Annotated in this window: 14 protein-coding genes; 2 read left to right on the top strand and 12 right to left on the bottom strand. The window is 65.2% G+C overall.

The features are described 5' to 3' along the window. Nucleotides 1-138 precede the first annotated feature (138 nt). Entirely contained in the window at nucleotides 139-1326 is a 1188-nt protein-coding gene (locus tag ACT6Y9_RS03505; protein ID WP_295478407.1) for a THUMP domain-containing class I SAM-dependent RNA methyltransferase, read from the top strand. A gap of 140 nt (nucleotides 1327-1466) precedes the next feature. On the opposite strand, the gene ACT6Y9_RS03500 is transcribed toward ACT6Y9_RS03505, so the two are convergent. Further along, nucleotides 1467-3035, bottom strand: a complete 1569-nt coding sequence (locus ACT6Y9_RS03500; RefSeq protein ID WP_443743509.1) for an ABC transporter substrate-binding protein — start codon at nucleotides 3033-3035, stop codon at nucleotides 1467-1469. Nucleotides 3036-3326: 291 nt separating this feature from the next. Beyond that, on the bottom strand, nucleotides 3327-4439 hold the full coding sequence (locus ACT6Y9_RS03495; RefSeq protein WP_443743508.1) for an iron-containing alcohol dehydrogenase family protein: 1113 nt from the start codon (nucleotides 4437-4439) through the stop codon (nucleotides 3327-3329). 481 nt (nucleotides 4440-4920) lie between these two features. Here ACT6Y9_RS03495 and ACT6Y9_RS03490 point away from each other — a divergent pair, with 481 nt between their 5' ends. After that, on the top strand, nucleotides 4921-5268 hold the full coding sequence (locus ACT6Y9_RS03490) for a hypothetical protein (RefSeq protein WP_443743507.1): 348 nt from the start codon (nucleotides 4921-4923) through the stop codon (nucleotides 5266-5268). Between the two features lie 84 nt (nucleotides 5269-5352). Here the strand turns inward: ACT6Y9_RS03490 and rplS are convergent, their stop codons facing one another. From rplS to ACT6Y9_RS03440, 10 genes are all read right to left on the bottom strand, one after another. Further along, complete coding sequence (gene rplS, locus ACT6Y9_RS03485; RefSeq protein WP_295478399.1) at nucleotides 5353-5724, bottom strand: 50S ribosomal protein L19; 372 nt, start codon at nucleotides 5722-5724, stop codon at nucleotides 5353-5355. Nucleotides 5725-5817: 93 nt separating this feature from the next. Beyond that, a complete protein-coding gene (gene trmD, locus ACT6Y9_RS03480; protein ID WP_443743506.1) occupies nucleotides 5818-6579 on the bottom strand; it encodes a tRNA (guanosine(37)-N1)-methyltransferase TrmD in 762 nt (253 codons plus the stop codon). Nucleotides 6580-6627: 48 nt separating this feature from the next. Further along, on the bottom strand, nucleotides 6628-7182 hold the full coding sequence (gene rimM, locus ACT6Y9_RS03475; RefSeq protein WP_295478393.1) for a ribosome maturation factor RimM: 555 nt from the start codon (nucleotides 7180-7182) through the stop codon (nucleotides 6628-6630). A gap of 250 nt (nucleotides 7183-7432) precedes the next feature. Then, nucleotides 7433-7708, bottom strand: coding sequence for a 30S ribosomal protein S16 (rpsP, locus tag ACT6Y9_RS03470; RefSeq protein WP_295478390.1), 276 nt, complete (start codon nucleotides 7706-7708; stop codon nucleotides 7433-7435). Between the two features lie 447 nt (nucleotides 7709-8155). Beyond that, the gene (locus ACT6Y9_RS03465) at nucleotides 8156-9988 is read right to left on the bottom strand and encodes a C69 family dipeptidase (protein WP_443743505.1); all 1833 of its coding nucleotides are present in this window, start codon (nucleotides 9986-9988) and stop codon (nucleotides 8156-8158) included. Between the two features lie 350 nt (nucleotides 9989-10338). Beyond that, nucleotides 10339-11274 (bottom strand): electron transfer flavoprotein subunit alpha/FixB family protein, encoded by a 936-nt coding sequence (locus ACT6Y9_RS03460; RefSeq protein WP_443743504.1) that lies wholly within the window; start codon nucleotides 11272-11274, stop codon nucleotides 10339-10341. Nucleotides 11275-11289: 15 nt separating this feature from the next. Next, entirely contained in the window at nucleotides 11290-12042 is a 753-nt protein-coding gene (locus tag ACT6Y9_RS03455) for an electron transfer flavoprotein subunit beta/FixA family protein (protein ID WP_443743503.1), read from the bottom strand. A gap of 268 nt (nucleotides 12043-12310) precedes the next feature. Then, on the bottom strand, nucleotides 12311-12745 hold the full coding sequence (locus ACT6Y9_RS03450; protein WP_295477390.1) for a YqaA family protein: 435 nt from the start codon (nucleotides 12743-12745) through the stop codon (nucleotides 12311-12313). Further along, nucleotides 12742-13281, bottom strand: a complete 540-nt coding sequence (locus ACT6Y9_RS03445; RefSeq protein WP_295477393.1) for a CYTH domain-containing protein — start codon at nucleotides 13279-13281, stop codon at nucleotides 12742-12744. The genes ACT6Y9_RS03450 and ACT6Y9_RS03445 overlap by 4 nt, the downstream gene beginning before the upstream one ends. A 23-nt stretch (nucleotides 13282-13304) precedes the next feature. Beyond that, nucleotides 13305-13713 (bottom strand): pyrroline-5-carboxylate reductase family protein (locus ACT6Y9_RS03440; RefSeq protein WP_443743502.1); only part of this gene is annotated, 409 nt, incomplete at its 5' end.

The following is a 13713-nucleotide window of genomic DNA, read 5'->3' as shown; positions in this document are numbered from 1 at the left end:
GTTGGTGGAGATCTATCGTTCGACGAAGTGACCACTTCGCCGTGCGTCAGCCCTGGGAAAGATCCGGAAGAGCGGCCCACGCCCGGCCCCGCCCTTTAAAATGATGGTTTTACCGTTTTCTCCCGACTCCATCCCGTCATGCCGAGCTTTGTCTTCTACGCGCCCTGCCCCTTTGGTCTTGAGGACCTTCTCAAAGAGGAGATCCTCGCGCTCAACGCCGACCCGGACCTCGTCCGCCCCGCCAAGGGCGGTGTTTCGTTTGCGGGCGGGCTCGAGCTCGGCATGGCCGCCTGCCTCCATTCGCGCCTGGCGACCCGCGTGCTGATGCGCGTCGCATTCGACGAGTACTGGGACAGTCGCGACGTCTACGCGATCGCGAAGAAGACCCCGTGGGAGAAGTGGTTCGGCACGGACGCGACCTTCCGCATCCATTCGTCGGCGAACCGCTGCCCGCTCGAGAGCCTCGACTTCGCGACGCTGCGCATCAAGGACGGCCTCTGCGACCGCTTCCAGGAACTCGCCGGCCGCCGCCCCTCGGTGGACCGCCGGCGCCCGGACGTCCGGATCGAGGCCTACTTCACGTTCGACCACGTGAGCTTCTACATCGACCTCGCCGGCGAGTCGCTCTTCAAGCGCGGCTGGAGGCTCGAACACGGCGAAGCGCCGCTCAAGGAGAACCTCGCCGCGGCGCTCCTGATGCTCTCCGGGTGGACGCCCGAGAAGCCCCTCGTGGATCCCTTCTGCGGTTCGGGCACGATCGCGATCGAAGCGGCTTCGATCGCCGCCAACATGGCTCCGGGCCTCAACCGGCGCTTCGACTTCGAGCACCTCGAAGGGTTCGACCTCGACCTCTGGCGTGAGATGAAGGAGGACGCCCGCGCCGCGGTGAACCTCCACGCGAAGGTGAGGATCGAGGCCCACGACATCTCCTCGATCGTGGTCGAAAAGGCGATTGAGAACGCCCGCCGCGCGGGGTTCTCGGCAATGTTGGACGACGGCCGCATCACCTTCACCCAGGGCGACGCCCGCGAGGTTCGCCCGCCCGAAGGGGCCGAAGGCGGACTCGTGATTGCGAACCCGCCCTACGGCGAACAGTCGAACCCGAAGTCCGCCTCGATCGCGGCGATGATGCGCGAGTTCGCCTCCGCGCTCAAATCGAACTTCGCCGGCTGGACCGCCTGGCTCCTCACCTCCGACCGGCTGCTGCCGGGGCAGATGCGCCTCAAGGAATCGCGCAAGATCGTGCTCTTCAACGGGCCGCTCGAATGCCGGTTCTTCCGCTTCGACATGGTGGCGGGCAGCAACCGCCGCAAGAGCGCCGAATAAGCCGCTTCTCGCTCAACACGCCAATTTTTCCCTTCGACGCCGCCCGGATCCATTTCGGGCGGCGTCGCTGCATCCGCACGCCTTCGCGCCGCTTCGCCGTCTTTGAAGCGGCGTCGTTCGGCAAAGCCCGTCCGCGATCCTCACTCCCTCCACTCGGCCGAGTAGAACTCGAAGCTCCCGTCGGCCAGGGTGTTGAAGTTCACGAGGTGCCGTGAGGACGCCGACGTGACGTCCTCAAAGACGAGAAACGCCCAGGGCGCGTCCTTCCAGACAATTTCCTGGAGCTCCTTGTACTCGGCCGCACGCTTCACCGGATCGGTGTCGGCCAGGGCCGCATCGAAGAGCGCGTCCACCTTCGGGTTCGCGTAGTACGCCTCGTTGTTGAGCACCGGCGGCTGGTTCTTGGAGTAGAGCGCCGGCCGCATCCCCCAGTCGGGATCCACGGTGGAGTTCGACCAACCGATGATGTACATGCGGTTGGGCGCCTTCTTCGGGTCCTTGTTGCCGGAGACCTGCACGCGCTGCCCGGCCTCAAGTGCGCGCGCCTCGGCCTTGATCCCGACCTGCGCGAGCTGCTGCTGCACGAACTGCATGATCTTCTGCGCGGTCGTGTTGTTGTAGGCCGACCAGAGCTTCGTCGTGAAGCCGTTCGGGTAGCCCGCCTCCTTCAGAAGCTCGCGCGCCTTCTTCGGATCGTAGGGCCAGGGGCCGAGCTTGACGGCGTTCGGGATCTGCCCGGGAATCACGCCGTCGGCGGGCCGCGCGTAGCCGTTGTAGGCGACCTTGCAGAGCGCCTGTTTGTTGATCGCGTAGTTGATCGCCTGCCGCACCTTCGGATTGTCGAAGGGCTTTTCGTTCATGTTGAGCGACATGTAACGCATGACGACCGACGGCACCACGTCCACGACGAGGTCCTTCTCGGCCTTGAGCACCGGAATCTGCTCGACCGGCGCCATCTGGATGAACTGCGCCTCGCCCGTCTGGAGCATCGCCGCGCGGGTGCTGTTTTCAACGACCGGCATCCAGCGCAGGCTCTGGAACTTCGGCAGTCCCGGCACGCGGTAGTCGGGATTGCGCTCGACCACGAGCTCCTCGGACGGGAGGAAGCGCACGAGCTTGTAGGGACCCGTGCCGCAGGCCTCGAAGGCGGTCGCCTGCTTCGTCTTCGCCCGCGCGATGAGGCTCGGGCACATGATCGCCGCCGTACCGTTCGAGAGGCGCTCGAGGAAGGCGGTCATCGGGCTCTTCAGGGTGAACCGGACGGTGTACTTGTCGACCGCCTCAATACGCTCGACGAAGTTGAAGAAGTTGCGCCGCGTGAGCTTCAGGTCGGGCGAGGCGCCGCGTTCGAAGTTCATCTTCACGGCCTCGGCGGTGAGCTCCGTGCCGTCGTGAAACTTCACGCCCCGACGCAGTCTGAAGGTGTAGACGCGCCCGTCGCCGCTCACCTCCACGCCCTCGGCCAACTGCGGCACGGGCTTGAGATCCTTGTCGAACGTGTAGAGGCTCTCATAGAAGGAGCGCGCCGCCGTGCGCGAGAGGTTGTCCGTCGCGTCCCAGGGATCTATCGTCGTGAAGCCTGCGTTCACCGCGATGGTGAGGACTTCGGGCGCGGCGGCCTGGGCTCCTGCGGGCTCGAGGAGCAGCGCCGCGAGAGCTGCAGCAAAAAGAGGTGCTTTGGCGGATGCCTTGAGTGTCGTGCGCGTCATGACGGATTCCCTTCCTTCGAGAACTCGGTTCCTGCATGAGGAGGCCGCGTCCAGCAGGACGCGCCTCCTTTCCCTTTCTTTTGAGGATAGAGGCCGGGGAAAAACGATTTTTGCCTAGGTCCTAGGCGAAACCGCGTGGAGGAAGCGCCTTTCCGTCATGATCGGCGCACGGCGGCTCGGGACGGATGCGCCGCCCGCAGAAACGCACAAAGCCGCGGCGACGGAGAGGCGCTGCGGCTTTGCTGCGTTTTCATCGAACGTCCGACCGACGGAGACCGGACGCTGCGGGGACTACTTTCCTTCGTTCGCGATCATCTCGCGGCCGAGGCGGTCGACCTTGTAGATGGCGTCGCGGAACTTCTCCTCCGTCATGGCGTAGGGAACGCACGTCCACTCCTTGATCGAGGTCGCGCGGTGCACAAGGGCGTCCACCTGTTCGGGCGTCGTGATGTCGAGTTCGCCCAAAGTGATGGGGAGCTTTACCGAACGGTTGAACTCCAGCATGCGCTCCAACGCCTCGTCGTTGCCGTCCACGGCATGGAGAACGAGCGTGCCGAAGCTCACCACTTCGCCGTGCAGGTGCTTGTGAATGGCGGGCAGCACCATGGAGGCGTTGTAGAAGCAGTGCGCGAGCGAGGAGTTGTAGTAGTAGCTGTCCTTCGTCGTCGTGAGGTTCGAGACGATGCCCGTGGAGATGATGATGTCGAGCACCGACTCGGTGAAGGCGCGGGTCACGCGCTTCTCACGGAAGTTGCTGAGCGCTTCGCGGCCGTAGGTGAGGAGCGGCTCCTCGCAGACGAGGCCCACCTGAACGCCCAGGAGCGGCGTGTGCGTGAGCTCCTTGCCGCGCGAGGCGAGCTGGCTCTCGGGCTGCTTGGAGAGCGCGTCGCCGATGCCCGCCCAGAAGAGGTCCTCGGGGCTGTCGAGAATGACGGAGGTGTTGATGAAGCAGTGCTCGACGCAGCGCTTCGGGAAGTGGTAGTGATCGAGCGCCCCGTCCTCCTTGTAGATCACCGCAATGGCGGTGACGGGAGCGCAGTTGGAGGCCACCGTCGGGCAGGAGAAGAAGGGCTTGTCGAGGATGTCGGACGCGGTCTTGACGGTGTCGACCGCACGGCCGCCGCCCACGCCGAAGATCATGTCGGCATTCTGCGCGGCCGCAGACGTCGTGATGCGCTCAACGGCGGCGTTGGTGGCGTCCTTGCCGTAGACCTTCCATTCGAGGATCTCGAGGCCGGCCGCCTTCATCGCGGCCTTCAGCGCGGGACCCGCCTTGGCGAGCGCGGTCTCGCCGCCGTAGACGGCGACGGTCTTGCCGTAGAAGCGCGTGACCTTGCCCACCTCTTCGTAGCAGTTCGGACCCACGCTGTAGTGCGGCAGCGTCACCGTGTAGTTTTCAGCCATTCTTCTCTCCGTGAAATCGAAATTCCCTAAACATCACCCACTTTCTTCTGCAGAAAACAAAGATTCGCGGGGAAGGGATTGAGCATTCTAGGCCGCGGAACGCACCGTCGCAGGGCGCTGCGCACCGGAAAGAACCGCTTCCTTGCGGCAGCTCTGACGCCGCTAGGCATTCATCTTAGGAGAAGGCCCTGAGATGGGCGGAGCGCCCGCCGCGTCACAGAGAAGAAACGCCCGCGGCAGAGAATGCCTTCGTCTCAACATCGGGAGCGCATCATGCACCGCCGCGTCTTTCTGCAGTCCGCCGCCGGACTGCTCCTTCTCTCCGCCCGAGGGATCGTCCGGGCCGCCGCCGATTCTCCCGACGCGCGCGACGTTGTCTCTTCCTTCGGTTGGACGACGGACGTCCATCACTGCAGGAAGACGGGCACCCGGGAGGAGACGATCCGCCTTCTCGACGAAGTGGAGGCCGAGTTCCGGCGCTTTGAGGGCCCGCGCCCCCTTCGTCGCAGGAAACCACGACTTCGACAAGATTTCACCCGCCAACTTTTTCGCCCACACGGAGAACGCCGGCGAAGCGAAGGGGCGCACCTGGTACGCCTTCTCCGACGGCGGGATCAGGTACGTCGTTCTCGACGGGTGCTTCAACTCCATGGCCGGTGACCACTATGCCGACGGGAAGCTTCGTTGGGACGTCTCCATGGTGCCCGACGAAGAGCTCCGCTGGCTCAAGGCGGAGCTCGCCCATGGAGACGAAGGCCGGCGACCTTCTTCGCTACGTCGCTCGGGACGTCTCAGGGCGTCCGCCAAGCTCTTGGAAAAGGACGGCTGAAAACGACCAAAAAACGAAAAACCCCCGCCGTCCCGAAGGACAAACGAGGGTTCAAGGGCAAAGTGCCTGGATTCCCGGAAGGAATTAGGCGTCCTTGCGGACGAGGCGTTCCTTGATGCGGGCGGCCTTGCCGGAACGTTCGCGCAGGTAGTAGAGCTTGGCGCGGCGGACGTCGCCGTGACGCTTCACAACGATGCTGGCGATCGTCGGGGAGTAGGTCTGGAACGAACGTTCCACGCCTTCACCCGAGGAGATCTTGCGAACGATGAACGAGGAGTTGATGCCGCGGTTGCGACGGGCGATGACCACGCCTTCGAAGGCCTGGACGCGCTTGCGCGAGCCTTCAACCACGTTGACGGACACGATGACCGTGTCGCCGGCGCGGAATTCGGGGATGGTCTTGCCGGCCGTGAGGCGGGCCATTTCTTCCTGTTCGAGAACCTGGATCAGATTCATTTTCTACTCCGTAGCCATCTTCATGCGGCCTGATTGTTAGGGGACTAAAGCCCGCCGCAGATAGGATGGGGGTTGTTGATGGAGCGAGGCGCCTCAGCGCTTCCCTCCGGATTCGATCTTCGCGCCCATCGACCGCAGGAACTTGACGTCCTCGCGGGTGAGGAGACCCGAAGAATCGGCGATTGTAATGAGGTCGGGCCGGGTGCGCAACGTGAGCTCGAGACTTTTTTCACGTGACCAGTGCTCGATGTTCTTGTGGTGCCCCGAGAGCAGGACGTCTGGCACGGGCATACCGCGCCAGACTTCGGGACGCGTGTAGTGCGGGGCGTCGAGAAGCCCCGTCGCAAAGCTTTCGTCCGAAGCCGAAAGGTCCTTGATCGCACCCGGGATCTGGCGCACGACCGCGTCGATCAGGGCGCAGGCCGGAAGTTCGCCGCCCGAGAGCACGAAGTCCCCGAGGCTCACCACCTCGTCCACTTCGCTCTCGAGGAAGCGTTCGTCGATGCCTTCATAGCGCCCGCAGACGAGGACGAGGGGCTCGGCGTCGGCGGCGAGCTCGCGCACGCGCGCGTCGGTGAGGCGCGCGCCGTTCGGGGCGAAGCTCACCACGCGACCGGTGTTGCCCGACGCCCGGATGGCGGCGAGAGTCTGCGCGAGGGGCTCGGCCATCATCACCATGCCAGGGCCGCCCCCGAAGGGACGGTCGTCGATCGTGCGGTGGAGGTCGGTGGCGGTGTCGCGCGGGTTCCAGCAGTTGATCGACCAGAGGCCGCGCTTGCGCGCGCGGGCCGTGATGCCGCAGTCGCGCACGGCCGCGAAGATTTCAGGGAAAAGCGTGACGACGTCAAAGCGCATGGGAATGCTCTCCTTCTCTTCCTGTTCTCTCTGCAAATGGCCCCGGGATCAGCGCCAGGCCGGATCGAAATCGAAGACGACGCGCTTCTTCGCGACGTCGATCTCCACGACGTAGACGTCCTTCACGTTCGGAATGAAGAAGGTCTGCTCTTCGCCCGCCTCATTCGTCCACTGGATCTCAAAGAGGTCCTGCGCGCCGTTCGAGGCGATCGCCGTGACGACGCCCAACGCCGCGCCCTCCTTCGTCACCGCCTCGCAGCCGACGAGATCCACCGCCCAGACGGCGTCCTTGCCCGCCTCCGGAAAGTCCGGGCGCATGACGCCCACCTTGACGCGCAGGCGGTCGGCGTCCTCCTTCGATTCGCACCCGTCCCACTTGGCGATCAGCCCCGCGCCGTGGCGGCGCAGGCCCTTGACGTGCACGGGAGTGCGCTTGCCCAGGGCGTCGATGAGCACCCAGGAGCGGACCTTTTCGAGGACCTCGCCCGACTCGAGCGGCTGGATCCTCACCCAGCCCTTGAAGCCGTAGGCGCCGGCGGTACGGCCGAGTTCAATCAGTTCGTCCGCGGCGGCGGCGGAGGTCGGGGTGTCTGCTTCGGTCATGGTGAACGAGTGGGGTGTGAATGGTTGGAGGCGTCCGGAGGGGCATTCCGGGACAAAAGAAAAGCCCCGCACGGGCTTCAGGCGTAGATACCGGACTCATTTCCCTTCCCCGGCGGCCCAATGTGCTTTGACACGAGAGGCACGACCGTTCGGGTCTGGGGAGAGTCCGCACCGGAAGAGATGCGGGGCTCTTGTGCGGAGGCCTTTGACCTCCGCATCGCACGTTCGAAGTGTGCTTCGAGGCGAGAACTTACTCGGCCTTGGCTTCGACGGCGGCGGCCTGCGCGGCCTTGAATTCCTTCACGAGACGGGCGACCGTGTCGGAGAGCTGGGCGCCGTTGCCCTGCCAGAAGGCGAGGCGGTCGAGGTTGATGGAGAGCTTGACGGCCTGGCCGGCAGCCATCGGGTTGTAGTAGCCGAGGCGCTCGATGAAGCGGCCGTCACGGCGGCAACGGGAGTCGCAAACGTTGATGGAGTAGAACGGACGCTTCTTGGAGCCGCCGCGGGCGAGACGAACGATGACCATGAGTTACCTCTTAAATCATTGGTGCAGTTGAAAAATCCGAACCCCCGTCCCGGGGAGAAACGGACTCGAAATCTTGTCCTTCGCCCACACGGGGAACCTCCCGGGAGCTACAGGAAGCGGCGATTTTACTCGAGCCCGTGCGCGGAGTGCAAGCGGATCGGGCGGGCGATTCGCCTCAGTCACGTGCGGTTTTGGGCGCTCTCATGGGGATGCCAAGCGACAAAGCATCGTTCACTGCTCATTGATGCGCGCCTCTAGACGCATATGTAGACAAGCGCTTGTTTACTGCAGGCAGACAAGACGCCTTTCGGGGGAGGCGCTGAAAACGCGGACGGCGCGGATTCTTCGTCCGCGCCGCCGGTGGGTGGTCTGCAGCCCCTCCGACTCCAATGCGCTCCCAAAGGAGCGCGTTGGAGCGAGGCGGAGCCTCAAAGCGAAGTCGACCAATCAGAGAAGATGCTTCCCGCTGCGACTCTCCGCCGCCTTCACGGTCTGGGTCTCGACCGGCACGACGTCGAAGCCCGTGACGCGGTGGCCGTTCACCTGCGTGTAGAGCCAGAGATCCATCAGAGCGCCCGGAACGGCGCCCTTCGCAAGGTCCTTGGACTTGAAGGTGAAGACCACGTCCTCAAAGCCGTCGCCGTTGACGTCCTTGAACTCCACCGTCTGCGCCGGAGCAAAGTTCGTGAACTTGCGGGTCGAATTGAGTTGGTTGGCGCTCATGCCGGCGCGGGTCGCCTTGATGTTCGCTCCCTTCACTTCGTGATCCTTGGAGCCCAAAAGCGCGAAGGCGACGGGATCGTCGGAATCGGCCTTCACGACGTCGGCGAGGATCTTCACCTGCATCGGCATCAGGCGGGCGTTCTCAGCCTTCATGAGCTCGAGCACCTCGTCGTAGGCCTTCTGGTTGTAGTCGTGCAGGAACTTCGTGCGCGCCTCGCCCTTGAGGGCGGCGGCCTCCTTCGTCACGGCCGAGCGGGCGGCCAGGAACTTCGCCTCTTCGGCGTGGATGAGCTCGGTGCGGTGCGCGATCTCGCCGCCCCGCAGATAGTCGATCGCATTCGTGCCGGCGCTAAAGACGCTGTGAGGCGTGAACTCCGCGCGGAAGTCGAACATCCCGGGGGTGCCCGCGAAGTGCTCCTTCGTCGCCGTCGCGGCGTCCACGAAGGACGTGCCCGCGGCCGGGCCCGCGAGCGGATAGATCGGCACGAAGACCGACTGGCAGGGACGGCCCAAAGTCTTCCAGGCCTCGGTGAGGGTGGGATCCGACGTGAGGTTGTAGACGATCGCGTCGTGCGAGGTCGTGCGGCAGATGCCTTCCGAAGCGCTGTGGTAGAGCGCCTGCTCCTCACCGATGTAGCTCTCGTGCTGGCGCAGAAGCTCCATCGCCTCTTTGACGCCGAGCTTGTGGTCGAGCTTCACGCTGTAGGGAAACTTCTCGGGATCGTTCATCTCGATCCCCGTCAGGTACTTCCAGGCGATCACGTTGCGGTTGGCGTTCCAGCGCTCCGCGCGGATGCTTTCGGGAGCGACGATTTTGCGCCAATTGAAGATCGGATCCTTCGGGTCGTGCCGCCCGTCCTTGTCGGCGCGTTCGACCTGCTTGGGTTCAATCCTCCAGTTCTCATGGTCGCGCAGATCGACCTTGTCCATCATGAAGACATTCGGGATGTAGACCACTTCGTCGTCCTGAATCCGGTGCGCGGCCCACGAGTCGCCTTGATGAATGGCGAGCTGCCAGGCCTCGTTCGCGTCCACGAACGTGTAGGTGCGGCCGTCATGGAAGTAGCCGTACTCGTGAAGGAGCTCCGTCGCGATCTTCACGGCCTCGGCGGCGGAGTGTGCGCGCTCGGCGACGAGCCGGCGGATGCCGTAGCCGATGCCGCCGTCCTTCACCTCCATGCGGTCCGCATCGAAGATCTCGCCGCACCAATTGGTCGCGATCACGACGCCCGCGTCGTTGAAGAACCCGTCGGCGAAGGACGCGCCGTCGGGAACGAGCGTCTCCGTCCAGTAGAAGCCGAGCGTCTCCTCGACCTGCGGAATCGCGGCGGCCTTGGGCTCGAACTTGATCATCTCACCCTTCTTGTGCTTGGCGGGCGGCACATAGTGCTGCAGGTTGAAGAGACGTCCGCCGTTGTCCTCGTTGTGGGCGACGATAATGTTGCCGGTAGCCGAAACGGCCTTGCCGACAATGAGCGTGCTGCACGCCTGCGCGGTGCCGGCAAAGGCCAGAATGGAGGCCGCGGCGACGGCGGCCTGAACGAACGTCTTCTTCATTTTTTATGTTTCCTTTGGTGGTGGTCCCGAAGTGGTCTTCGGTTGGAGGAAGACCTCAGTGTAGAGACCGCCTCAACCTCCGCCCACCTGGGAAACCCGTAGAAAGACGCATTCATCCTGTTTTTCACAACGCGCGAAACATGCGCCTCCGCCGACATTATCTATGTTCCGCCGCAATTCAAGGGTTTTTATCTACGCATTTCCACGAATGGCCACGGCGCGGACAAGAAGCGCACAAGAAAAAGGCCGCGGCGCTTCCCTCCGAAGAAGGAAGCCTCCGCGGCCCTTGAGCCCGTTCAGGCGGTTCCTATCCAGAGGATCGGAGCCGCCCGTCTTGGCGTGATGCCGGACTACTTCGCGAGCTTGGCCGCGAGCGCGCGGCAGGTGTCCGAGCCGTCGGCGACGAGGCCGTAGTCGGCGACCTCGAAGATCGGGGCTTCGGGATCCTTGTCCACGGCGACGATCACCTTGGCGTCCTTGATGCCGGCGGTGTGCTGAATGGCGCCCGAGATGCCGAAGGCCATGTAGAGCTGCGGGGCGATCATCTTGCCCGTCTGCCCGACCTGCCAGTCGTTGGGGCAGAGGCCCATGTCCACGGCCGTGCGGGTGGCGCCCACGGCCGCGCCGATCGTGTCGGCGAGGGACTCAAGCGCCTTGAACCCCGCCTCGTCGATGAGGCCGCGGCCGCCCGCCACCACCACCTTGGCGGAGACGAGTTCGGGACGGTCGCTTTCGGTTTCGGTGAACTTCACGAAGCGCGAGCCGTCGTCGGCCTCGGGGCAGGCGACGGTCTCGACGGGGGCGGCGGCGTCCGCTTCACCCACCGGCTCGAAGGCGGTCGTGCGGATGGTGCCCACCACCACGTCCTCCGAGGTCTCGATCGTGGCGAGGAGCGACCCGGCGTAGATCCCGCGAACGAAGGTCTTCGGCCCCTTGACGGCGACGACGTCCGAGACGGCGGAGCGCCCGAGAAGGGCGGCGGCGCGGGGCATCGCGGCCTTGCCGAGCGCAGTCGCGGGGAAGAAGACGTGGGTGTAGCCCGGGGCTTCGGCGACGACGAGGTCGGCGAGGACTTCGGGGAGCTCCTGCGCGAGCTTGGGGTTCTCGGCGAGGAGCACCGTGCGCACGCCCTTCAACTTCGCGGCGGTGTCGGCGACCGACGCGCAGTCGTTGCCGGCGACGAGGACGTCCACGGCGTCCGTCATTTCGAGGAGCGCCGTGAGGGCCTGGGCCGTCGCGGGGCGGAGGTTCTTGTTGTCGTGATCGGCGATCAGAAGCGCGGTCATTCTTGCGGCCCTCCCTTAGAGCACGTGCGCTTCATTGCGAAGCTTCTCAACGAGTTCATCAACGCTCGAAACCATCACGCCGGCCTTGCGGGCGGGCGGCGGCTCGACGCAGAGCGTGCGGATGCGCGGCGCGGCATCGACGCCGAGGTCGGCCAGGGCGATCGTTTCGACGGGCTTCTTGCGGGCCTTCGCCATCGAGGGGAGCGTCACGTAGCGGGGCTCGGCGAGGCGCAGGTCCGCGGTCACGACCGCGGGGAGCGCGAGCGACACCGTCTGGGTGCCGCCGTCGGTTTCACGCGTCACGAGGACGCGGCCGTCGTCGCCGAAGGCGATTTCGCCGGCGAAGGCACCGAGCGGGCACTTCAGGAGCCCGGAGAGCATGGGGCCGGTCTGACCGCAGTCGCCGTCAATCGCCTGCTTGCCCAAAAGAATGAGGCCCGGGGCCTCCTTCTCAACGATCTTCGCGAGGATCTTCGCGGCGGCGAGCGGTTCGACCACGTCGTCCGTCTGCACGTGGATCGAGCGGTCCGCGCCGATCGCCATCGCGGTGCGCAGAACGTCCACCGACTTGGCGCCGCCGATCGTCACGGCGACCACCTCCGTCGCCTTCCCGGACTCCTTGAGCTCGACGGCCTCTTCCACGGCGATTTCGTCAAAGGGATTCATCGCCATGCGGGCGAGCTTGATGTCCGGTCCGGAGTGGTCCGGGAGCGGGCGCACCTTGACCTTGGCGTCAACGACCCGCTTCACAGCAACTAAGATCTTCATCGAAGGCAATTCCTAATAGTGTCGCCGCCCGGCAAGGACGGCGCGGCACCATCAGGCCGCGGTCCCCGGGCGGGAGAAAGCACGGACGGCGCAGCTCCCCAACCTTCCGGGGAAGCCGGCGCCCGCGCGCAGTGAGGGGGAAATTATAGCGGCGCCCTACGCCCGAAAAACCTTGGAAAATCTCGACTTTTGCGGCCCGCGGAACGCTTCCCCGCACCTCGGAGCTGCTGCTTGACGGCCCCCTCGAAGATCAACTCAAGAAGCCGCCTCAGAGGACGACCTGCAGCACCGCCGCCGCGAGCACCGCGTAGCGGATGAGCTTGCCCAGGGCGATCACCGCGAGCGAGAGCCACGGGTCGATCCTGAGCCACCCCGCGGCGAGCGGCAGCGCGTCGCCCACTACGGGAAGCCACGAGAAGAAGAGCGCCCACGCGCCCCAGCGCCGGAGCCACTCGATCGCTCTCGAGGTCTTCTTCATTGTCGGAATGAAGCGTCCGATCGCCCAGGAGGTCATCGCTCCGAGCGTGTTTCCGGCGGTCGCGACGGCAACGAGCCAGAGCGTGTTCTGCGGCTGCCCCGCGATTGCGCCCGAGAGGAGCACTTCGGAGCCGCCGGGAAAGAGCGTCGCGGAGACGAAGGCGGCGAAGAAGAGCGCAACGTCGATCCGCTCGCTCGCGAGGAGCGCGATGATCCAGGCCGTCATCGACCTTCGACCTTGTCAACCTGCACCGGTTGGGATTCGTCCGCCGGGAGCCTCTCGGCCTCCGTCCACGTCGAATAGGGACGGCGGGCAAGCGCGGCGTTGAGGTACCGCGCTACGCCCGTCACCTCGCGGCCGAGCCACGCGGGCTTTTGAAAGGGGGCGTCAGGGTCCGGGAGCTCGATCTCGGCGACCACGAGCCCGGCGTTGGCGCCGTGGAAGTCATCCACCTCCCAGACGAGCCCCGTTCCCGACGCTTCGGGAATCCGGGTGCGAGTCTTTTCGATGAGGGGCTTGATCGCGAGCTTCTCGAGCATCTCCGTGCAGTCCGCGAACGGGATGGGGTACTCGAACTCTAGCCGCGACGCGCCTTTGGCGGCGCCCTTCACGGTGATCACGGCGCGGGGGCCTTCGGTGCGGATCCGCACGCTCCGGTCCTTCTCCGCGGCGAAATACCCCTGCCGGAACTCAACCCCCGGCGCGAGCCCGCGCCAGAGGTCGTTCTTCACGAGAAACCTGCGTTCGATCTCCACGGCCATGTCGACAGTTCCTTCAAAGACCTTCAGCGGAAGAGCGTCTTCATCTCAGCGGTGCGCTTCAGGGCTGCCTCGACAGCCTCGTCCATCATCGCGTCGATGTCGCGGTTGTTCATGACTTCGAGCGCCTTCGCAGTGGTGCCGCCCTTGCTCGTCACCTTCTCACGGAGCCGCGAGAAGGGCTCGCCCGACTGGCGCGCCAACATCGCCGCGCCGTAGACGGTGCCGAGCGCGAGGGCGTGGGCCGACGCCTCGGGCAGACCGCGCTTCAGGCCCGCCTTCTCCAAGGCCTCCATGAAGCGGAAGACGTAGGCGGGGCCGCTCCCCGGGATGGCGCCGACCAGGTCGATTCCGGCTTCGGAGTCCACCTCCACGACCTCGCCGCCTGCGCGAAGCACCCGCCGGGCGGCGTCGGCCGCCGCTTCCGGGGTCCCC

It is taken from the genome of Sutterella sp., from assembly GCF_052272535.1.
Classification (GTDB): domain Bacteria; phylum Pseudomonadota; class Gammaproteobacteria; order Burkholderiales; family Burkholderiaceae_F; genus Sutterella.
Note: the sequence above shows the minus strand (reverse complement) of the source record. Positions and strands in the feature narration are given on the sequence as shown.

Excerpts from the sequence above, each read along its gene's own strand:
- ACT6Y9_RS03450 (WP_295477390.1), bottom strand. The coding sequence starts at position 12,745 with ATGACGGCCTGGATCATCGCGCTCCTCGCGAGCGAGCGGATCGACGTT.
- rpsP (WP_295478390.1), bottom strand. The coding sequence starts at position 7,708 with ATGGTCATCGTTCGTCTCGCCCGCGGCGGCTCCAAGAAGCGTCCGTTC.
- ACT6Y9_RS03455 (WP_443743503.1), bottom strand. The coding sequence starts at position 12,042 with ATGAAGATCTTAGTTGCTGTGAAGCGGGTCGTTGACGCCAAGGTCAAG.
- trmD (WP_443743506.1), bottom strand. The coding sequence starts at position 6,579 with ATGCGCTTTGACGTCGTCACGCTTTTCCCTGAAATCTTCGCGGCCGTG.
- rplS (WP_295478399.1), bottom strand. The coding sequence starts at position 5,724 with ATGAATCTGATCCAGGTTCTCGAACAGGAAGAAATGGCCCGCCTCACG.
- ACT6Y9_RS03495 (WP_443743508.1), bottom strand. The coding sequence starts at position 4,439 with ATGGCTGAAAACTACACGGTGACGCTGCCGCACTACAGCGTGGGTCCG.
- ACT6Y9_RS03445 (WP_295477393.1), bottom strand. The coding sequence starts at position 13,281 with ATGGCCGTGGAGATCGAACGCAGGTTTCTCGTGAAGAACGACCTCTGG.
- ACT6Y9_RS03505 (WP_295478407.1), top strand. The coding sequence starts at position 139 with ATGCCGAGCTTTGTCTTCTACGCGCCCTGCCCCTTTGGTCTTGAGGAC.
- rimM (WP_295478393.1), bottom strand. The coding sequence starts at position 7,182 with ATGACCGAAGCAGACACCCCGACCTCCGCCGCCGCCGCGGACGAACTG.
- ACT6Y9_RS03465 (WP_443743505.1), bottom strand. The coding sequence starts at position 9,988 with ATGAAGAAGACGTTCGTTCAGGCCGCCGTCGCCGCGGCCTCCATTCTG.
- ACT6Y9_RS03500 (WP_443743509.1), bottom strand. The coding sequence starts at position 3,035 with ATGACGCGCACGACACTCAAGGCATCCGCCAAAGCACCTCTTTTTGCT.
- ACT6Y9_RS03460 (WP_443743504.1), bottom strand. The coding sequence starts at position 11,274 with ATGACCGCGCTTCTGATCGCCGATCACGACAACAAGAACCTCCGCCCC.